The organism is Janthinobacterium sp. HH102 (genome assembly GCF_001758625.2).
In the GTDB taxonomy this organism is placed as follows: domain Bacteria; phylum Pseudomonadota; class Gammaproteobacteria; order Burkholderiales; family Burkholderiaceae_D; genus Janthinobacterium.
In genome coordinates this window covers 5,307,107-5,325,507 of record NZ_CP062062.1, presented here as the reverse complement: position 1 = coordinate 5,325,507, position 18,401 = coordinate 5,307,107, and the positions used below count along the sequence as shown (strand labels likewise).

The window sequence follows — 18,401 nt, the reverse complement described above, 5'->3', positions numbered from 1 at the left end:
ACAATAATAGCGGCCTTTCTTGGTTCGCATCGCCATAGCGGGTACAATGCGCGCTATGAAAAATATCGTTATCCTCATTTCCGGACGCGGCAGCAACATGGAAGCGGTCGTGCGCGCGGCGCAAGCCGAGCAATGGCCAGCCCGTATTGCCGCCGTCATCAGTAACCGGGCCGATGCCCAGGGACTGGTTTTTGCCGCGGAACATGGGATAGCGACCGCTGTCGTTGCCAACAAGGATTATGCCAGCCGCGAACAGTTCGATGCGGCGCTGCAAACCGTGATCGACGGCTACGCCCCCGACCTGGTCGTGCTGGCCGGTTTCATGCGCATCCTGACGCCGCCCTTCGTCGAGCATTACGCGGGGCGCATGCTCAATATCCACCCGTCGCTGCTGCCGCTGTTCCCGGGCATGGCGACGCACCGCCAGGCGCTCGAGGCGGGCGTAACGGAACACGGCGCGACCGTGCATTTCGTGACGGCCGAGCTCGATCATGGCCCGGCCGTGGCGAGCGCGAAAGTCCCCGTCTTGCCGGGCGACACAGAAGACAGCTTATCGGCGCGCGTGCTGGTACAGGAACATCTGCTTTACCCGCGCGCCATCCGCCTGTTCATTGACGATAAACTGTCGGTCGAGCATGGCCAGGTCCGCGTGGACCCTCAATAAAATATTACAGGAAGAATAACAATGAGATTGCCACCAGCGATACTTGCCAATGCTGAAGAAGTATTGCGCGAAATTTTACGTTTCACGGCCCCGGCCGACACTACCCTGTCGCGCTATTTCCGCGACCATCCGCGCCTCGGTTCGCGCGAACGCGGCGCCATCGCCGAAGGCATCTATGCCGTGCTGCGCAACAAATCGTTCTTTACCGATTTCGCCGAAGCGGGCAGCGGCCCCACCATGCGCCGCCTGACCATCCTCGGCCTGGCCGAAGCCGTGGGCGCCGACTCCTTGGGCGGCCTGACGGAAGAAGAAGTGGAATGGCTGGAACGCATCACGCAGATCGACCGCAGCCTGATGCCGGCGAACATGCGCGCCAATATGCCGACCTGGCTGTTCGACAAGCTGATCGCCCAGTTCGGCGAAGCGGAAACCATGAAGCTGGCCGATGCGCTGAACGCGCCGGCGCCGCTGGACTTGCGCGTCAATTCGCTCAAGGCCACGCGCGAAGACGTGATGCTGGCCCTGGCCGAAGCGCCGATTCTCAGCACGCCGACGCCGTTTGCGCCGCTGGGTTTGCGCGTGATCAAGAAGCCATCGCTGCAAAACCTGCCATTGTTCCAGAGCGGCGCCATCGAAGTGCAGGATGAGGGCAGCCAGATCCTGTCGCAGATCGTCGGCGCCAAGCGCGGCGAGATGGTGGTCGATTTCTGTGCCGGCGCGGGCGGCAAGACGCTCGCATTGGGCGCGCTGATGCGCAACACGGGCCGCTTGTACGCGTTCGACGTATCGGAAAAGCGTCTGGCCAAGCTCAAGCCGCGCATGGCCCGCAGCGGCCTGTCGAACGTGCATCCGGTGCAGATCGCGCATGAGCGCGATGCCAAGATCAAGCGCTTGGCCGGCAAGATCGACCGCGTGCTGGTCGATGCCCCGTGCAGCGGCCTGGGCACCCTGCGCCGCAATCCGGACGTCAAATGGCGCCAGCAGCCGAACTCCATCGTCGAGCTGCAAGCCAAGCAGGCAGCCATCCTGGCCGGCGCGGCGCGCCTGGTCAAGGGCGGCGGCCGCCTCGTGTACGCCACCTGCAGCTTCCTGAACGAAGAAAACGATCAGATCGCCGAGCAATTCCTGGCGGCCAACCCCGACTTCACCCTGGTGCCGATGAGCAAGGTGCTGGCCGAACAGAAGATCGAGCTGGAAATGGGCGACTACCTGAAACTGCTGCCGCACCTGCACCAGACGGACGGCTTCTTCGCCGCCGTGTTCGAGCGCAAGGTCATGCCGAAAAAAGTCTACGCCGATGAAAAGCCGGCCGACGACGTTGACGCTGAACCAGCCGAGTAAGCCTGTCACGGGCCGCCGCTGCACCCTGCAGCGGCGCCCTTCAATGCCGCCAGCCCGCCTGGCGGCATGGGATCACTCCCCATCCGTACCATCTTCGTCCCACCTTCCGGACCGCATCCGCCATGAATGAAACCCCGCTGCTCAACCTGATCACTGATTTTGTCGACGATTTCCGCCAACCGGCCATCCTGTGGCAGGCGCTGGTCATCCTTGCCTGCCTGGCGCTGAGCTGGCTGCTGGTGCGGCAGTTGCGCGTGTTCCTGCATAAGCGGGCGGAAGCGGCGGCCACGCCCGCCACGCCGGAAACCTTGCAGCGCACGGACAGTTTCATCCGCATTTTGACGCCCGTCCTGGCGGCCATGCTGCTGGGCATTGCGCAACATTTCCTGGCCAAGTTTCAGTCGGTGAACCTGCTCAGCATTGCCATCCCCCTGTGCACGTCGATGGCGCTGGTGCGCTTCGGCTTTTATGTGCTGCGCCGCATTTTTGCCCGTCATGGCGACATCAGTCCCACCATGTTGTTGCTGGAAAAGATTTTCACGGTGGTGGTGTGGGCCGGCATGGCCCTGTACATCACGGGCCTGTGGCCGGAACTGCATACCTTCCTGGAAAGCATCGTCGTGCCGCTGGGACGCAACAAGGTCTCCGTGGCTGCCATCTTGCAAGCCGCTATTTCGGTCGCCGTGCTGCTGGTACTGGCCATGTGGGCCGGCACCTCGCTCGACGAGCGTCTGATGAAAATGCAGGGTCTGCACACTTCCCTGCGCGTGGTGCTGTCGCGCATGGGACGCGCCGTGCTGATCCTCGTTTCCGTGCTGGTCAGCCTGTCGCTGGTGGGCATCGACTTGACGGTGCTGTCCGTGTTCGGCGGCGCCTTCGGCGTGGCGCTGGGCTTCGGCTTGCAAAAGATCGCCGCGAACTTCGTCTCCGGCTTCATCATCCTGCTCGACCGCAGCCTGACCATCGGCGACATGATCACCGTCGGCCAATTTACGGGTAAGGTGACGCAGATCAATACGCGCTATACTGTGTTATTGGGCGGCGATGGCGTTGAATCCATCGTGCCGAATGAAATGCTGATTTCGGGCGGCGTGCAAAACATGTCGCTGAGCAACCGCATGGTCTGGCTGTCGACGGCCGTGTCGGTGGGCTATGAAACGGATCTCGATGTGATCTTCCCCTTGCTGGAAGCGGCGACGGCTAAGGTGCCGCGCGTGTCGCAAAGCAATCCGCCCTCGGCGACGCTCGTGCGTTTCGGCGCCGACGGCCTCGATGTGCAGATCGGTTTCTGGATCGCGGATCCGGAAAACGGCACGGGCGGCGTGAAGTCGAATGTGAACCGCGCCATCTGGCGCACCTTGCAGGAACATAAGGTTACTGTACCGTTTCCGCAACGCGAATTGCGTATTGTTGGTACGCCTGCTGCCCCGCTCGCCAGCGCGGCAGACGGTGAGTCCCCGCCATCCGGCACCCAGCCTTAACCTCGCTGCCTGCCTCCGTTTTTGCCTGATAGCACCCATTAGGGCGTACAATCACGCCTAAAATTAACTCTGCCGGACCTCCAGAGTCACTGGAGCGACCGTGCGCACGCCCTGTCCACTTGGAGTAGTAGTAATGACATTGAGTTCCGTTTTACACGACGTTTTGCAGTTCATGGCCACGGGCATTACCGATCTGTCCGCATGGCAAGTTTTCCTGTACACCATGGTGGTCACGCATATCACCATCGCCAGCGTCACGATTTACCTGCATCGCCACCAGGCCCACCGGGCGCTGGAATTGCATGCGATTCCCAGCCATTTCTTCCGTTTCTGGCTGTGGCTGACGACGGGCCAGGTGACCAAGGAATGGGCGGCCATCCACCGCAAGCACCACGCCAAGTGCGATACGGAAGAAGATCCGCACAGCCCTGTGACGCGCGGTATCAAGAAAGTGTTCTGGGAAGGCGCCGAGCTGTATCGCGCTGAATCGAAGAACATGGAAACCATGGCCAAGTATGGCCACGGCACGCCAACGGACTGGATCGAACGCAACCTGTACACCAAGTACAGCTGGCTGGGCGTGGTGTCGCTGTTCGTCATCAATTTCGTGTTGTTCGGCGTGATCGGCATTTCCGTGTGGGCTGTGCAAATGATGTGGATCCCCATCACGGCGGCCGGCATCATCAACGGCATCGGCCACTACTGGGGCTACCGCAACTACGATTGCGCCGATGCGGCCACCAACATCATTCCGTTCGGCATCCTGATCGGCGGCGAAGAGTTGCACAACAATCACCATACCTATGCCACGTCGGCCAAGCTGTCGTCGAAATGGTATGAAATCGATATCGGCTGGGCGTACATCCGCGCGCTGGAAATGCTGGGCCTGGCCAAGGTGAAAAAGCTGGCGCCGGAACCGAAGTTCTCGCACGGCAAGCTGGAAGCGGACTTCGAGACCTTGCAATCGGTCATCGCCAACCGCTACGACGTGATGGCCAAGTATGCGAAATCGATCAAGCATGCCTGGAAGGAAGAGCTGGAACACCTGAAGCACAAGGCCGAGCTGGAAAAGCGCTTCCTGAAATCGTCGCGCAAGCTGATGCAGCGCGAGCCGGGCAAGCTGGCCGATGCGCACCATGAGCAGTTGTCGGAACTGTTCCAGCACAGCAAGGCGCTGGAAACCATGCACCACATGCGCGTGGAACTGGGCGCCATCTGGGAGCGTTCGCACTTTACGCGCGAGCAATTGCTGCAGAAGCTGCAAGACTGGTGCGCGCGCGCCGAAGCGTCGGGTATCCAGTCGCTGCAGGACTTCTCCTTGCGCCTGCGCAGTTATGCATAAAGTTATGCATAAGTAAGCTGCTGCATATCAAGGCCCTGGTTTCCAGGGCCTTTTTTTGTCCCGGCACAAGGCGAGGGGAGCCGGCTGAAAATCAGGGCGAAAAAAAACCGCTCATCGGAGCGGCTCTTTTTACAGAACACAAGATCAATTACTTGATTTTGGTTTCTTTGTACGTGACGTGCTTGCGTGCTTTAGGATCGAATTTCATGATCTCCATTTTCGCAGGCGTCGTACGCTTGTTTTTGGTAGTCGTGTAGAAGTGACCCGTACCGGCGGTCGATTCTAACTTGATTTTGTCGCGGCCTGATTTTGCCATGATAGCTCCCTTATTCTGCTAATTAGACTTTTTCGCCACGAGCGCGCATATCGACCAATACGGCGTCGATGCCGACTTTATCGATGACGCGCAGACCGGCGTTGGACAAACGCAGGGAGACCCAGCGGTTTTCAGATTCAACAAAAATACGACGATTCTGCAAGTTAGGCAAAAAACGACGTTTGGTTTTGTTGTTTGCATGGGAAACATTGTTGCCGACCATCGGCTTCTTCCCAGTGACTTGGCAAACACGTGCCATGGCGCACTCCTTAAAGATATTCCAAATTGGAAAAACGAGAGTATATCCAAAATAAGCAGATTTATCAATGACTTGCGAAAAACAATTGTGTCATGTCGTATTTAAAAAATTTAACAATTTGACGTTTGCCTATTCTTCATAGGGAAACCGCTGGTAAACCGCGTCGTTTACTGCTAGATAACAGTCCCTCTGCTGTCACGTATGTCCTTGTTTACACATGGTTAACTGTGAATCGGCTGGCGCCGGCTTAGATCTGGCCGTGTTCCGCAAAGGAATGCACTTGCCGCCCGGCCACGACGAAATGGTCGAGGATGCGCACGTCCACCAGCGACAACGCTTGCGCCAGCGCGCGCGTCAGTAATAGATCCGACTCGCTCGGTTCCGGCGTGCCGGACGGGTGGTTATGGGCCAGCATGACGCTGGCCGCGTTGTGCAGCAGCGCCTGTTTCACCACTTCGCGTGGATACACGCTGGTGTGGGTGAGGGTGCCGCGAAACATTTCCTGTGTCGTGATCAGGCGGTTCTTGACGTCCAAAAACAACACGTGAAACGCTTCATGCGCGAGGTTGCCCAGGGTCAGGCGCAAATAGTCTTTGACGGCGTGCGGCGAATTGAGGGCTTGTCCCGCCTGCAAGTCTTCGATGATGGCGCGCCGCGCCAGTTCCAGCACCGCTTGTAGCTGCGCGAACTTGGCGCTGCCCATGCCGTGCACGGCGGAAAAACTCACGAGGCTGGCGCCGAACAGGCCCCGCAGGGAGCCGAAGTGCTCGACCGTGTCGCGCGCCAGTTCGACGGCGCTCTTGCCGCGCACGCCCGTGCGCAGGAAGACGGCCAGCAATTCCGCGTCCGACAGCGATTGCGCGCCATCCTCGATCAGGCGTTCGCGCGGCCGTTCGCCGGCCGGCCAATCCTTGATGCCCATGCTGTTCTCCTGTTTGGCACCGGCGCGCGCCCCAGTGTGGCCTTCTTTGACGAAGCCATGGGGCAGGCGCGGCCAGTGTGGCTTACAATATCGTTTTGCACCAGTTACCTGAAAACTACTATGTCCAACGAGCAACCAGCAGTCGTCACCGAAGCGGCTTACCTCACCCTGCATTATCGTCTTGCTACTGTTGACGGTACTGATATTGTCACTACCTTCAGCGGAAATCCTGCTACCTTGATGCTGGGACAGGGCCAGCTGGCGCCATTCCTTGAGCAGCGTCTGCTGGGCTTGCCTGAAGGCACGCACCAGACGTTCGAGCTGGCGGCCGGCGAAGGCTTTGGCGAGCGCAATCCCGAGCTGGTGCAGTCCGTTTCGCGCGCGACCCTGGACGAAAACTCCGTGCCGGGCGCCGACTACAAGATCGGCGACCTGGTCGACTTCGCCGCGCCGGGCGGCGGCCGTTTTGCCGGCGTGCTGCGCGAAATGCGTGAGGACTCCGCCCTGTTCGATTTCAACCATCCGCTGGCCGGCCAGCCGCTGCGTTTTGAAGTCAAGCTCATTTCGGTCCTGTAAGGAATTGCGATGGATAAAGAACTGTTACTGGCCCAGCCCCGCGGTTTCTGCGCTGGCGTCGACCGGGCGATCGAAATCGTCGAGCGCGCCTTGCAGCAATTTGGCGCACCGATCTACGTGCGCCATGAAATCGTCCACAACGCCTATGTGGTGGCCGACTTGCGCAACAAGGGCGCCATCTTCATCGATGACCTCGACGACGTGCCTGCTGGTAATACGCTCGTGTTTTCCGCGCATGGCGTGTCGAAAGCCGTACGCGCCGAGGCGGAATCGCGCGGCCTGAGCATTTTTGATGCCACTTGCCCGCTCGTCACCAAGGTGCACATGGAAGTGGGCAAGATGCGCCGCGAAGGCCGCGAGATCATCATGATCGGCCACGACGGCCATCCCGAGGTGGAAGGCACGATGGGCCAGGCCGATATGGGCATGCATCTGGTGGAAACGCTCGAAGATGTGGCGAAATTGCAGGTCGCCAATCCGGAGAGCCTGGCCTATGTTTCGCAAACAACGTTGTCAGTTGACGACACCAGCGACATTATTGCGGCCTTGAAAGCGAAATATCCGAATATCGCCGAGCCGAAAAAAGGCGACATTTGCTACGCCACCACGAACCGCCAGGAAGCCGTGAAATTCATGGCGCCGCAAGTGGAAGTGGTGATCGTTGTGGGCAGCCCGAACAGCTCGAATTCGAACCGCTTGCGCGAAGTGGCCGAGAAGATGGGCACGCCTGCCTACATGGTCGACAATGCCTCGCAGATCGACCCCGCCTGGCTGGAAGGCAAGCTGCGCGTGGGTGTCACGGCTGGCGCCTCGGCGCCCGAGGTGCTGGTGCAAGCCGTCATCGACCGCTTGAAAGAGTGCGGCGTGAAGAGCGTGCGCCCCCTCGATGGCGTGCAGGAAGCCGTCACGTTCCCGATGCCGAAAGGCCTCGATGGCATCAAGCGCGACGTCGCCTGAGCCTGCGGGACGATTGAGTATCGATGAGGAGTCACCTCAAAACAAAATTTAATTCGGAAATGATCGTTTTATTCCAAGTTTAGTTTTTGCAAAAGATCGTTATGATTGCCTCAAGCTTGAATATGTTGTCGTTATGACTAAGCAAGGTCACGCGCGTTTTGAGTGCGTGCACCATGCTGGTGAGAACGGTCCAGGGATGGCACTGCAGGAATTCTTCCTCCGGTGCCGTTTTTGTATCAGCGACATGTTCCGGCGGAAGTTGTTCCCGAAAAATGCATATTTGATAGGGCAATCTGACCATGGATACATTCATCCAGCAAATCATCAACGGCTTGGTGTTGGGCAGCATGTATGCCTTGATCGCCCTCGGTTACACCATGGTGTATGGCGTGTTGAACCTGATCAACTTCGCCCACGGCGACGTGCTCATGATCGGCGCCATGGTGGGCTTGACCATTCTCAAGCTGCTGGGCATTTATGTGCCGGACTGGCCCGGCTATTTGAAACTGGCCACCGCCATCCTCGGCGCCATCCCCATTTGTATTCTGGTCAACATCTTCATCGAGCGGGTCGCCTACCGCCGCCTGCGCAACGCCCCCCGCCTCGCTCCCCTGATTACCGCCATCGGCGTCTCCATCCTGCTGCAAACCTTCGCCATGATGATCTGGACGCGCAATCCGCTGCCATTTCCCCAGTTGCTGTCGACCGACCCGCTGCACATCGGTGGCGCTGTTATTTCCCAAACGCAAGTATTGCTGCTGGCCCTGGCCGCCATTTCCATGGGATCCCTGGTCTTACTTATTGAGAAAACCAAGATGGGCCGCGCCATGCGGGCCACGGCGGAGAATCCTCGCGTGGCGGGCCTCATGGGTGTCGATTCCGACAAGGTCATCGTCGCCACGTTCGCCATTGGCGCCGCGCTGGCCGCCGTGGCGGGCGTGATGTGGGGCGCCAACTATGCCTCGGTAAAGTTTTCGATGGGAGCGCTTCCCGGGCTGAAGGCATTTTGCGCGGCCGTGCTGGGCGGCATCGGCAATATCTATGGCGCCATGCTGGGCGGCATCCTGCTGGGCCTCATCGAGAGCCTTGGTGCCGGGTATATCGCCTATCTCACCGCTGGTTTCCTCGGTAGCAATTACCAGGATATCTTTGCCTTCATCGTGCTGATCATCGTGCTGACCCTGCGCCCGTCCGGCATCATGGGCGAACGCGTGGCCGACCGCGCCTGACGTCATCCATAAAAACAAGGAGTTGACCATCATGGCACTACTCGATTTTGACGCTAAGAAAAATCCGACCAAAGCCTACGCCGGCATGCTGGGCCTGGCCGCGCTGCTGATGGTGTTCCCGTTTTTTGCCGCCCAGTTCGGCAATTCGTGGGTGCGCATCGTCGACATGGCCTTGCTGTACATCATGCTGGCCCTGGGCTTGAACATCGTCGTCGGCTTTGCCGGCCTGCTCGACCTCGGCTACATCGCCTTCTACGCCGTGGGCGCCTACCTGACGGCCTTGCTGGCGTCGCCCCAGTTCGCCATCCTGCTCGAATCGGTGGTAAATCAGTATCCTGTGCTGGGTGAAACCCTGGTGCAACTGATGGGGCCGGAAATCCGCGAAAACGGCGTCCACCTGTCGATCTGGATCATCGTGCCCCTGGCCGCTGCCGTGGCCGGTCTGTTCGGTGCTCTGCTGGGCGCGCCAACCTTGAAGTTGCGCGGCGACTATCTGGCTATCGTGACCCTGGGCTTTGGCGAGATCATCCGTATTTTCATGGGCAACTTGAATGAGCCCATCAATTTCACGAATGGCGTGCAAGGCATCAACATGGTTGACCCCATCCGCATCTTCGGCGTCAACCTGGCGGGCGAGGCGGGTACCAACAGCACCGTCGTGGTCGGCGGCTTTTCCATGCCGTCCGTAAATGCATATTATTTTCTATTCCTCTTCCTGTGCATCGCCGTCGTGTTCGTCACCAAGCGCCTCCAGCATTCGCGCTTGGGCCGCGCCTGGGTGGCCATCCGCGAAGACGAGATCGCCGCCAAGGCCATGGGCATCAATACGCGCAACGTCAAATTGCTGGCCTTTTCCATGGGCGCCTCGTTCGGCGGCGTGGCGGGCGCCATGTTCGCCTCGTTCCAGGGCTTTGTCGCGCCGGAATCGTTCTCCTTGACGGAATCGATCGCCGTGCTGGCCATGGTCGTGCTGGGCGGCATCGGCCATATCCCTGGCGTGATCCTCGGCGGCGTGATCCTTGCTTCGATACCCGAAGTGTTGCGCCATGTCGTCGAGCCGGCGCAGAAGGCGCTGTTTGGCGAGATCATCATCGACGCTGAAGTCTTGCGCCAGTTGCTGTACGGTCTGGCCATGGTACTTATTATGCTTATACGTCCCGCCGGCTTGTGGCCATCGCCGAAGCACGAAGACCGGCCCGACCACGATGTCGACCAGCCCAACAAATCCACCGGCGTCGTGTCCGCGTAAGGGAGGGATAGCATGAGCGAACAGATCATTCTCAATATCGCTGGCGTAAATAAACGTTTCGGCGGCTTGCAGGCGCTCACCGATGTGGGCATTACCATCCGACAAGGGCAGATCTATGGCTTGATCGGCCCGAACGGCGCCGGCAAGACGACCTTCTTCAACGTGATCACGGGCCTGTACCAGCCCGACACGGGCACTTTCGAGCTGGCCGGCAAGCCGTATTCGCCGTCCGCGCCGCACAAGGTGGCCAAGGCGGGCATCGCGCGCACGTTTCAGAACATCCGCCTGTTTGGCGACATGACGGCGCTGGAAAACGTCATGGTGGGGCGCCACGTGCGCTCGCACCAGGGCGTGTTCGGCGCCATCTTCCGCCACAAGGCGGCGCGCGAGGAAGAAGCATCGATCCGCAAGCGGGCGATGGAGCTGCTCGATTTCGTCGGCATCGCCCAGTTCGCCAGCCGCACGGCGCGCTTCTTGTCGTACGGCGACCAACGGCGCCTGGAAATCGCCCGCGCGCTGGCCACCGACCCGCAACTGCTGGCACTCGACGAGCCGGCGGCCGGCATGAATGCCACGGAAAAGCTGGCCCTGCGCGAGTTGCTGGTGAAAATCAAGGCTGAAGGAAAGACCGTGCTGTTGATCGAGCACGACGTGAAACTGATGATGGGACTGTGCGACCGCATCACGGTGCTCGAGTATGGCAAGCGCATCGCGGAAGGCTTGCCGGCCGAAATACAACAAAACCCGGCCGTCATCGAGGCTTATCTGGGGGGATCGCACGCATGAGCAATATATTGAAGGTGGCGGGCCTGCACGTGGCTTACGGCGGCATCAAGGCCGTGAAAGGCATCGACCTGGAAGTCAACCAGGGCGAGCTGATCGCCCTGATCGGCGCGAACGGCGCCGGCAAGACGACGACCTTGAAAGCCATCACGGGCACTTTGCCTGCGTGCAAGATCGAAGGCACGATCAGTTACCTGGGCGAATCGCTCAAGGGCACGAAGTCGTTTCACCTGGTGGAAAGGAAGCTGGCCATGGTGCCGGAAGGGCGGGGCGTGTTTACCCGCATGTCGATCCGCGAAAACCTCATGATGGGCGCCTACACGCGCACGGACAAGGCTGGTGTCGAAGATGACATTGCCAAGTGGTTCGACGTGTTTCCACGCCTCAAGGAGCGGGCGGCGCAGATGGCGGGCACCCTGTCGGGCGGCGAGCAGCAGATGCTGGCCATGGCGCGCGCCCTGATGAGCCATCCGAAGCTGCTGCTGCTCGACGAGCCGTCGATGGGCTTGTCGCCCATCATGGTCGAGAAAATCTTCGAGGTGATCCGCAAGGTGTCGTCCGAAGGCATCACGATCTTGCTGGTCGAACAGAATGCCCGTTTGGCCCTGCAGGCGGCGCACCGCGGCTATGTGATGGATTCCGGCCTGGTCACCATGGGCGGCAATGCGGCGGCCATGCTCGACGATCCGCGCGTGAAGGCGGCGTATCTGGGAGAGTAAGGGCGGGAAAGTAAAAGCGCATAAAAAATGCCCCAGCAGGGCTGGGGCATAATGGCATCCGTCAGGGAAGTGCGGGATGGATGCCTGGAGGAGCTGGTACTAAAGTAACCCCCGAGGATTACTTAGCGGACCGCCGTGGCGGTCGCGCAGGAATTACTTGGCGGCAGCGCGCGGAACGACTTTTTCAGCCGCTTGCGTGAACTGGTTCACGGCCGAGGTCAGGTTCGCTTCGATGGCTTCGACGGCTTGCTTGCTGGTTTTCGAGAACTGCTCGTAGCCTGCATTGGCGTTGCCGATGGCGCTTTTCAGGATGGCAACGGCGTTTTCCGAACCGGCTGGCGCGTTCTTGGTGACTTCTTCCACCAGGGACAGGACTTTACGGTTGGTTTCAGCGATTTGCGTTTCAGCAGCTTTGCTGAACTCGGCTTGCGTGCCCGACGTGATGGCAGCCAGGTGACGGCCGTAAGCGATGGCTTTTTCGGCGCTAGGCTGGGCTTGAGCAGCGCTCAGCGAGAAGAATTCTTGTGGATCTTTTGCCGACAGCAATTGCTTGGCGGCGGCGGTCGATTCTTCCAGCGTTGCCTTGGCAGCGGTCAGGTTCAGTTCGACGATCTTTTCGATGCCTTCGAAGGCTTTGCCCGTCAGCGACGAGAACAGGGCGAATTGGGCTTCCAGGTTGGCTTTGGTAGCGGACGAAAATTGCTCAGGAATTGAAAACATATAAATCTCCAAAAAATCGAAATCTGGTTAATTTGATGCTGCGTGTACCGTTTGGGAAAGCAGGTGAATCTAAATTTTTCAAGCTGAACAAGAATTGTGCAACGCAACAAACCCTATTCTACGGCGAAAAAAAACGAAGTCAAGCGTTTCTTGTGCGATGCAACAATTGAATAGATTTGCATCAAAAGTCATTGTTTCTAAAGAGAAATATTTGATTTCTACGTGTCAATGGTTTATGTCTAAACTATCGTTTCCAGTGGCTGCGGGGACGATCGCGGCGCAGCATGCTAGACTTTGCCTCCCGCACTGGCGCAGCTCTCCGGTGCCGATCCTGTTTCCCGAGTTGATACCATGTCCAATCTTCCCGCCGCGGCTGGCGCCAGCGGCAAAGCCTCCAAAACCCCTTTCCAGACGACCCTGGCACCGATGGCCTTGCCTGGTTTCTTCGTGTTGTTATGGAGCACAGGTTTTATCGTGGCCAAGTTCGGCTTGCCGTACGCACCGCCGCTGACCTTTTTGCTGCTGCGCTTCCTGGGCGTGCTGGTGATCCTGCTGCCGCTGGTGCTGCTGTTGCGCGCGCCGTGGCCCGTGGGGCAGTTCCGCCAGATCGCCGTGGCCGGCATCCTGATGCAGGCCGGCTACCTGGCTGGTGTCTGGTGTGCCATCAAGCTGGGCATGCCGGCCGGCCTGTCGGCCCTGATCGTCGGCATGCAGCCTGTGCTGACGGCCTGCGCCGCGCCGCTGATCGGCGAATCCGTGCGCCCGCGTCAGTGGCTGGGCCTGTTCTTTGGCTTGCTGGGCGTGGCCCTGGTCGTCTACGCGAAGATCAACCTCGTGGGCCTGACGGTGGAAAGCGTGCTGCTGTGCGTGTTCGCCCTGCTGTCGATGACGGCCGGCACCATGTATCAAAAACGCCACTGTCCTCAGTTCGACTTGCGCACCGGCACGGTGGTGCAGTTTGCCGCTTCCATCGTCGTGGTCTTGCCATTCGCCTTGTATTACGAAGGCTTGGACCTGCATTTCAGCAACGTCCAATGGACGGCGAATTTTATTGGCGCCTTGCTGTGGTCGGTACTCGTGCTGTCGATCGGCGCCATCTTCCTGCTGTTCGCCCTGATCCGCCGCAGCGACGCGACGAAAGTGACGGGTTTGCTGTACCTGACGCCGCCCACGACGGCCGTGATGGCCTGGCTGATGTTTGGCGAAGCCTTTAATATGCTGGGCATCGCCGGCATGCTGGTGGCCGTGGTCGGTGTGGTGTTTGTAGTCAAGAAATAGCAGGGAGCAGCGCAGTGAGCAAGCCAGTATCTGAAACACAGGCGGCGCAGCAAGCCGTCGATAGCGTCATCCTGTCGCGCCGTTCGATCCGCGCCTTTTTACCCACGCCGGTGGCGCAGGACGATATCGCGCGCATCCTGGAAGTGGCGGCGCGCGCGCCCTCGGGCGCCAATATGCAGCCGTGGAAAGTCTACGTGCTGTCGGGCGAAGCGCGGTTGCGCCTGTCGCGCCGCATCCTGGCCGCCTACGATGCGCCCAAGGCACCCGATGCGCCCGCGCGCACGGCGTCGTATACCTATTACCCGCGCCAGTGGACGGCGCCGTTCATCGAGCGCCGCCGCAAGATCGGCCTGGACCTGTATCAGCTGCTGGGGCTGGAGCGGGGCGACACGGCCGGCATGGCGGCCCAGCATGGACGCAATTTCCAGTTTTTCGATGCGCCCGTAGGCCTGATCTTTACCATCGAGCGGGTGCTGGAACAGGGTTCCTGGCTCGATTACGGCATGTTCTTGCAAAATATCATGCTGGCGGCGCGCGCGCGCGGGCTCGACACGTGCCCGCAAGCGGCCTTCATCCATTACCATGACATCATCCGCGACGAGCTGGGCGTACCGGCCAGCGAAATGGTGGTATGCGGCATGGCCCTCGGCCATGCCGACCCGGACAAGATCGAGAACCGCCTGAGCACGGAACGCGAGCCGCTGGCCGGTTTTGTTAAATTCATGGACAAATAGACATTGCTGGCGATGGACGCCGGCAAACAGCCGCTCAAAGATGAGCTTGTTTGCTGATCGCCAACGATTTGTATTTCAGTGCTGCAATAAATACTGTCGTAACTGTTAAATAGGCTTGCGAATACTCTGCATTTCGCTACACTGCAATAAGGCAACAGCTTCACGGGGAATTATCGAATGGCTAAGTTTAAACTTGCGCTGGGTATCCTGGCTTCCCTGCTGTTTGCATTGGCGCCGGCTGCGGCCGTGCACGCCAGGGAAGCGAACGGCAAATCCTCAGCCTCCAAGAAACACAACACCAAGAAAATCAAGATCGTGCTGCGCAAGGGCGCGACGGCCGCGCCACGCGAAAAGAGCGTGCGCCGGGTCGTCATGGTGCGCGGCAAACGCAAGGTCATCTATCAAAAAGTCAGCAGCGTGGCCGTGCCCATGGCCGCCCCGATGCCGACCATGGGCGACCTGGCGGGCCTGAACCTCACGCGCGATCCGCTCGATCTCAAGTCGAGCGTGGCGCTGGTGCTGGACCAGAACAATTCGGAAGTGCTGTTTGAAAAGAATTCGAATGTCGCCCTGCCCATCGCCTCCATCACCAAGATGATGACGGGCCTGGTGGTGGTCGAAGCGCACCAGGACATGGATGAAGTGCTGACGATTACGGACGAGGACGTCGACCGTGCCAAGTTCAGCAGCTCGCGCCTGAAAGTGGGTTCGCAATTGACGCGCGCGAATATGCTGCACATCGCCCTGATGAGCTCGGAAAACCGTGCCGCCTCGGCCCTGGGACGCAATTATCCGGGCGGCTTGCCGGCCTTTGTCGACGCCATGAACAGCAAGGCGCGCCAGCTGGGCATGATGGATACGCATTACGTCGATTCCAGCGGCTTGTCGAAAATGAACGTGGCCAGCGCGCGCGACCTGGGCAAGCTGGCCATGGCCGCCTTCCGCCATCCGCTGCTGCGCGAGTACTCGACGGACCCGAAAGCCATCGTCGAAGCCAGCGGCCAGCCTATGCAGTTTGGCAATACGAATCATCTGGTGGCCAACCCGGGCTGGGAAATCGGCTTGCAAAAGACGGGCTTCATCAATGAGGCGGGACGTTGTCTGATGATGCAGGCCGTCATCGAAGGACGGGCCGTGATCATGGTCTTCCTCGATTCCAAGGGGAAACAGTCGCGTACGGCCGATGCGGGACGCATGCGCAAGTGGCTGGAGGCACTCAAACCCGCCAACATGAGTCTGCCCGGCGGTTAATTAAGTTTAATGCGAATGTCCATGGCGGCGTCGACTGGGGTCAGACCCGCCGGGGGAATTTCCTCAACGGAGGAAATTCCGATCTTGTAAGACTGACCCCAGCTTTAGTCCTGTGGAATAAAACCCAGGGTGACGGAAATCTGATTCGCCGTTTCCACCAGGTCCACCAGCCACTCATCCTGCAGGCGGTCGGCGGGGGCGGAGATCGACAGGCCGGCGATCAGTTTGCCCGAATCGTCGCGGATGCCGGCGGCCATGCAGCGCACGCCCAGTTCCAGCTCTTCATTGTCGCGCGCATAGCCGCGTTCACGCACCAGGCTCAGCTCACGCTCGAGCTTTTGCAGATCCGTGATGGAATTCTTGTTGTGCCCGGCCAGCCCCGTGCGCGTGGCATACGCGCGGATGGCTTTCGGTTCATCGACGGACAGGAACAGCTTGCCCGTCGATGTCAGGTGCAGCGGGCCGCGGCCGCCGATGGCGCGCACCACCTGCATGCCCGAGCGCTCGGAAAAGGCGCGGTCGATGTAGACGATCTCGTCGCCCTGGCGCACGGACAGGTTGATCGTTTGCTGGGTTTTCTTGTGCAGCTGGCGCATGAAATCCAGCGCCGCTTCGCGCACGCTGAGGCGGCTTTTCACCACATTGCCCAGTTCCAGCAGGCGCATGCCCAGCCGATACGTGCCCGGTTCGATACGGTCGACGAAGCGTGTGAGCACCATGTCGTTGAGGATGCGGTGCGCCGTTGAGGGGTGCAGGCCGGACACTTTTGACAATTCCTTCAGGCTGACCGGGTCCGAATATTTGGCCAGGGCATCAAGCAGGGCGACCATGCGTTCGATCACCTGGATCGTCGTCTTTGGGGCTGCGACCGGTTCAATTTTCATGATGGATTTGGTGCAATGCAGTATTCATGCATCTTTATACCATGATGTGAAAAAATAGTGAAATGTTCCGAGATATTCAGCGAATAAATTGTCACAATTCTCATGTTGGCCGTCATAATTGGCGGCTGGATGGACTTTGAACCATGGAAAACTATGCAACCTGTCAATGAATTCAAGAGCAAAAGCGGCTTGAAACGGATTTTTTCCGCCTTTTTCTACTCGCTCGACGGCTTGAAAGCGGCCTGGCGGCATGAACACGCGTTCCGCCAGGAACTGGGCCTGTTCGTCGTCGGCACCGTGATCGCCTTGCTGCTGCGCATCTCCGCCTTTGAAAAGCTGGTGCTGATCGGCGTGCTGCTGCTGGTGCTGATCGTCGAACTGATCAATTCGGCAATCGAAGCCGTGGTCGACCGCATCTCGCTCGAGCGCCATCCGCTGTCGAAAAACGCCAAGGACTTCGGCAGCGCCGCCGTGCTGCTCACGTGTATCCTGGCCTTTGCCACATGGTCCGTGGTGCTGTTCAACCGTTTTTATTAAGCACTAAATCCCCGTTGCGCGCCGTCCATATGCGAAAATCGCATATCAAACGGCGAAACGCTTCGTTCTCTTTGCGGCCGTTGCGCCGTAATCTGGTGGCTCTGAAAGTTCAACCATACGGGGATCTTAGATGCTGTCGAAAAAAATCATCATTGCCGCCGCCATCAGCGCGTTTGCCATTCTGCAAACGGCGCAGGCTGCCGATATCACCCTGCTCAACGTGTCGTACGACCCGACGCGCGAGCTGTACCAGGATGTGAATACGGCATTTGCCAAGGAATGGAAAGGCAAGACGGGCGACAACGTCAAGATCAAGCAATCGCACGGCGGCTCCGGCAAGCAGGCGCGCGCCGTCATCGACGGCCTGGAAGCGGACGTGGTGACGTTGGCCCTGGCCTATGACATCGACGCCCTGGCCGAGCACAAGCTGCTGGCCGCCGACTGGCAAAAGCGCCTGGCGCACAACAGCTCGCCTTACACCTCGACCATCGTCTTCTTGGTGCGCAAGGGCAACCCGAAAGGCATCAAGGATTGGAATGACCTGATCAAGCCGGGCGTGTCCGTCATCACGCCGAATCCGAAAACCTCGGGCGGCGCCCGCTGGAACCACTTGGCAGCCTGGGGCTATGCCTTGCGCCAGCCGGGCGGCAGCGAAGCGAAGGCCAAGGATTTCCTCGGCAAACTGTATAAAAACGTGCCCGTGCTCGATTCCGGCGCGCGCGGCGCCACCACCACCTTCGTCGAGCGCGGTATCGGCGACGTGCTGATCGCCTGGGAAAACGAGGCGTATCTCGCCGTCAAGGAGCTGGGTCCGACCAAGTTCGACATCATCACGCCGTCCGTCAGCATCCTGGCCGAGCCGCCCGTCGCCGTCGTCGACAAGTTTGCCGACAAGCATGGCACGCGCAAGGTGGCCGAGGCTTACCTGAACTACCTGTACACGGACGAGGCGCAAGACATCATCGCCAAGAATTACTACCGTCCGGCAACGGACAAGGCGGCAAAGAAATACGCGTCGCAGTTCGCCAAGGTCAACCTGTTCACCATCGAGCAGGTGGCCGGCGGCTGGACGGCGGCACAGAAGGCGCACTTTGCCGACGGCGGCATCTTCGACCAGATCTACCAGCCTAAGTAATACCGGATGGCACGATTGCCAGAC

The 18,401-nt window shown here is 59.5% G+C and carries 20 protein-coding genes; 15 read left to right on the top strand and 5 right to left on the bottom strand.

All coding sequences use genetic code 11. The features are described 5' to 3' along the window. Window positions 1-55: 55 nt before the first annotated feature. The 4 genes from purN (at window position 56) to JAB4_RS24215 (ending at window position 4,828) form a co-directional block, all read left to right on the top strand. Window positions 56-664, top strand: a complete 609-nt coding sequence (gene purN, locus JAB4_RS24230) for a phosphoribosylglycinamide formyltransferase (protein ID WP_070224496.1) — start codon at window positions 56-58, stop codon at window positions 662-664. A gap of 21 nt (window positions 665-685) precedes the next feature. After that, window positions 686-2,005, top strand: a complete 1,320-nt coding sequence (locus JAB4_RS24225) for an RsmB/NOP family class I SAM-dependent RNA methyltransferase (protein WP_070224497.1) — start codon at window positions 686-688, stop codon at window positions 2,003-2,005. A gap of 122 nt (window positions 2,006-2,127) precedes the next feature. Beyond that, a complete protein-coding gene (locus tag JAB4_RS24220; protein ID WP_070224498.1) occupies window positions 2,128-3,486 on the top strand; it encodes a mechanosensitive ion channel domain-containing protein in 1,359 nt (452 codons plus the stop codon). Window positions 3,487-3,619: 133 nt separating this feature from the next. After that, entirely contained in the window at window positions 3,620-4,828 is a 1,209-nt protein-coding gene (locus JAB4_RS24215) for a fatty acid desaturase (RefSeq protein ID WP_070224499.1), read from the top strand. Between the two features lie 148 nt (window positions 4,829-4,976). Here the strand turns inward: JAB4_RS24215 and rpmG are convergent, their stop codons facing one another. From rpmG to radC, 3 genes are all read right to left on the bottom strand, one after another. Beyond that, window positions 4,977-5,144 (bottom strand): 50S ribosomal protein L33, encoded by a 168-nt coding sequence (gene rpmG, locus JAB4_RS24210; protein WP_010400929.1) that lies wholly within the window; start codon window positions 5,142-5,144, stop codon window positions 4,977-4,979. A gap of 22 nt (window positions 5,145-5,166) precedes the next feature. Continuing rightward, window positions 5,167-5,403 (bottom strand): 50S ribosomal protein L28, encoded by a 237-nt coding sequence (gene rpmB, locus JAB4_RS24205; RefSeq protein WP_010400928.1) that lies wholly within the window; start codon window positions 5,401-5,403, stop codon window positions 5,167-5,169. A 247-nt stretch (window positions 5,404-5,650) separates the two neighbouring features. Further along, complete coding sequence (gene radC, locus JAB4_RS24200; protein WP_070224500.1) at window positions 5,651-6,325, bottom strand: DNA repair protein RadC; 675 nt, start codon at window positions 6,323-6,325, stop codon at window positions 5,651-5,653. A gap of 120 nt (window positions 6,326-6,445) precedes the next feature. Here radC and JAB4_RS24195 point away from each other — a divergent pair, with 120 nt between their 5' ends. The 6 genes from JAB4_RS24195 to JAB4_RS24170 all read left to right on the top strand — a co-directional run bounded on the left by JAB4_RS24195 (window position 6,446) and on the right by JAB4_RS24170 (window position 11,838). After that, entirely contained in the window at window positions 6,446-6,901 is a 456-nt protein-coding gene (locus JAB4_RS24195) for an FKBP-type peptidyl-prolyl cis-trans isomerase (RefSeq protein WP_070224501.1), read from the top strand. A 9-nt stretch (window positions 6,902-6,910) separates the two neighbouring features. Continuing rightward, a complete protein-coding gene (ispH, locus tag JAB4_RS24190; RefSeq protein ID WP_070224502.1) occupies window positions 6,911-7,858 on the top strand; it encodes a 4-hydroxy-3-methylbut-2-enyl diphosphate reductase in 948 nt (315 codons plus the stop codon). Between the two features lie 299 nt (window positions 7,859-8,157). After that, window positions 8,158-9,087, top strand: a complete 930-nt coding sequence (locus tag JAB4_RS24185) for a branched-chain amino acid ABC transporter permease (protein ID WP_070224504.1) — start codon at window positions 8,158-8,160, stop codon at window positions 9,085-9,087. A 31-nt stretch (window positions 9,088-9,118) separates the two neighbouring features. Further along, on the top strand, window positions 9,119-10,336 hold the full coding sequence (locus JAB4_RS24180) for an ABC transporter ATP-binding protein (RefSeq protein ID WP_070224558.1): 1,218 nt from the start codon (window positions 9,119-9,121) through the stop codon (window positions 10,334-10,336). Between the two features lie 12 nt (window positions 10,337-10,348). Further along, on the top strand, window positions 10,349-11,122 hold the full coding sequence (locus JAB4_RS24175; RefSeq protein WP_034747484.1) for an ABC transporter ATP-binding protein: 774 nt from the start codon (window positions 10,349-10,351) through the stop codon (window positions 11,120-11,122). Further along, on the top strand, window positions 11,119-11,838 hold the full coding sequence (locus JAB4_RS24170) for an ABC transporter ATP-binding protein (protein ID WP_070224505.1): 720 nt from the start codon (window positions 11,119-11,121) through the stop codon (window positions 11,836-11,838). Before JAB4_RS24175 ends, JAB4_RS24170 begins: the two co-directional genes overlap by 4 nt. Before the next feature lie 153 nt (window positions 11,839-11,991). On the opposite strand, the gene JAB4_RS24165 is transcribed toward JAB4_RS24170, so the two are convergent. Then, window positions 11,992-12,558, bottom strand: coding sequence for a phasin family protein (locus tag JAB4_RS24165; protein WP_070224506.1), 567 nt, complete (start codon window positions 12,556-12,558; stop codon window positions 11,992-11,994). Window positions 12,559-12,984: 426 nt separating this feature from the next. Between JAB4_RS24165 and JAB4_RS24160 the strand changes: the two genes are divergently transcribed. From JAB4_RS24160 to pbpG, 3 genes are all read left to right on the top strand, one after another. Further along, on the top strand, window positions 12,985-13,836 hold the full coding sequence (locus JAB4_RS24160) for a DMT family transporter (protein WP_070224559.1): 852 nt from the start codon (window positions 12,985-12,987) through the stop codon (window positions 13,834-13,836). A gap of 14 nt (window positions 13,837-13,850) precedes the next feature. Next, window positions 13,851-14,570 carry a nitroreductase gene (locus tag JAB4_RS24155; RefSeq protein WP_070224507.1) on the top strand — a complete coding sequence of 240 codons (720 nt, stop codon included), beginning with the start codon at window positions 13,851-13,853 and terminating at the stop codon, window positions 14,568-14,570. Between the two features lie 177 nt (window positions 14,571-14,747). Then, a complete protein-coding gene (gene pbpG / locus JAB4_RS24150) occupies window positions 14,748-15,821 on the top strand; it encodes a D-alanyl-D-alanine endopeptidase (protein WP_070224508.1) in 1,074 nt (357 codons plus the stop codon). A 104-nt stretch (window positions 15,822-15,925) separates the two neighbouring features. Here the strand turns inward: pbpG and JAB4_RS24145 are convergent, their stop codons facing one another. Beyond that, window positions 15,926-16,705, bottom strand: a complete 780-nt coding sequence (locus JAB4_RS24145) for an IclR family transcriptional regulator (protein WP_046685991.1) — start codon at window positions 16,703-16,705, stop codon at window positions 15,926-15,928. Window positions 16,706-16,858: 153 nt separating this feature from the next. Here JAB4_RS24145 and JAB4_RS24140 point away from each other — a divergent pair, with 153 nt between their 5' ends. Further along, window positions 16,859-17,242, top strand: a complete 384-nt coding sequence (locus tag JAB4_RS24140; protein ID WP_070224509.1) for a diacylglycerol kinase — start codon at window positions 16,859-16,861, stop codon at window positions 17,240-17,242. 130 nt (window positions 17,243-17,372) lie between these two features. Then, complete coding sequence (locus JAB4_RS24135) at window positions 17,373-18,377, top strand: sulfate ABC transporter substrate-binding protein (protein WP_070224510.1); 1,005 nt, start codon at window positions 17,373-17,375, stop codon at window positions 18,375-18,377. Window positions 18,378-18,401: the final 24 nt, after the last annotated feature.

Bases quoted from the DNA above. Each gene is read 5' to 3' on its own strand.
- purN (WP_070224496.1), top strand. From the start codon at position 56: ATGAAAAATATCGTTATCCTCATTTCCGGACGCGGCAGCAACATGGAA.
- JAB4_RS24225 (WP_070224497.1), top strand. From the start codon at position 686: ATGAGATTGCCACCAGCGATACTTGCCAATGCTGAAGAAGTATTGCGC.
- JAB4_RS24220 (WP_070224498.1), top strand. From the start codon at position 2,128: ATGAATGAAACCCCGCTGCTCAACCTGATCACTGATTTTGTCGACGAT.
- JAB4_RS24215 (WP_070224499.1), top strand. From the start codon at position 3,620: ATGACATTGAGTTCCGTTTTACACGACGTTTTGCAGTTCATGGCCACG.
- rpmG (WP_010400929.1), bottom strand. From the start codon at position 5,144: ATGGCAAAATCAGGCCGCGACAAAATCAAGTTAGAATCGACCGCCGGT.
- rpmB (WP_010400928.1), bottom strand. From the start codon at position 5,403: ATGGCACGTGTTTGCCAAGTCACTGGGAAGAAGCCGATGGTCGGCAAC.
- radC (WP_070224500.1), bottom strand. From the start codon at position 6,325: ATGGGCATCAAGGATTGGCCGGCCGGCGAACGGCCGCGCGAACGCCTG.
- JAB4_RS24195 (WP_070224501.1), top strand. From the start codon at position 6,446: ATGTCCAACGAGCAACCAGCAGTCGTCACCGAAGCGGCTTACCTCACC.
- ispH (WP_070224502.1), top strand. From the start codon at position 6,911: ATGGATAAAGAACTGTTACTGGCCCAGCCCCGCGGTTTCTGCGCTGGC.
- JAB4_RS24185 (WP_070224504.1), top strand. From the start codon at position 8,158: ATGGATACATTCATCCAGCAAATCATCAACGGCTTGGTGTTGGGCAGC.
- JAB4_RS24180 (WP_070224558.1), top strand. From the start codon at position 9,119: ATGGCACTACTCGATTTTGACGCTAAGAAAAATCCGACCAAAGCCTAC.
- JAB4_RS24175 (WP_034747484.1), top strand. From the start codon at position 10,349: ATGAGCGAACAGATCATTCTCAATATCGCTGGCGTAAATAAACGTTTC.
- JAB4_RS24170 (WP_070224505.1), top strand. From the start codon at position 11,119: ATGAGCAATATATTGAAGGTGGCGGGCCTGCACGTGGCTTACGGCGGC.
- JAB4_RS24165 (WP_070224506.1), bottom strand. From the start codon at position 12,558: ATGTTTTCAATTCCTGAGCAATTTTCGTCCGCTACCAAAGCCAACCTG.
- JAB4_RS24160 (WP_070224559.1), top strand. From the start codon at position 12,985: ATGGCCTTGCCTGGTTTCTTCGTGTTGTTATGGAGCACAGGTTTTATC.
- pbpG (WP_070224508.1), top strand. From the start codon at position 14,748: ATGGCTAAGTTTAAACTTGCGCTGGGTATCCTGGCTTCCCTGCTGTTT.
- JAB4_RS24145 (WP_046685991.1), bottom strand. From the start codon at position 16,705: ATGAAAATTGAACCGGTCGCAGCCCCAAAGACGACGATCCAGGTGATC.
- JAB4_RS24140 (WP_070224509.1), top strand. From the start codon at position 16,859: ATGCAACCTGTCAATGAATTCAAGAGCAAAAGCGGCTTGAAACGGATT.
- JAB4_RS24135 (WP_070224510.1), top strand. From the start codon at position 17,373: ATGCTGTCGAAAAAAATCATCATTGCCGCCGCCATCAGCGCGTTTGCC.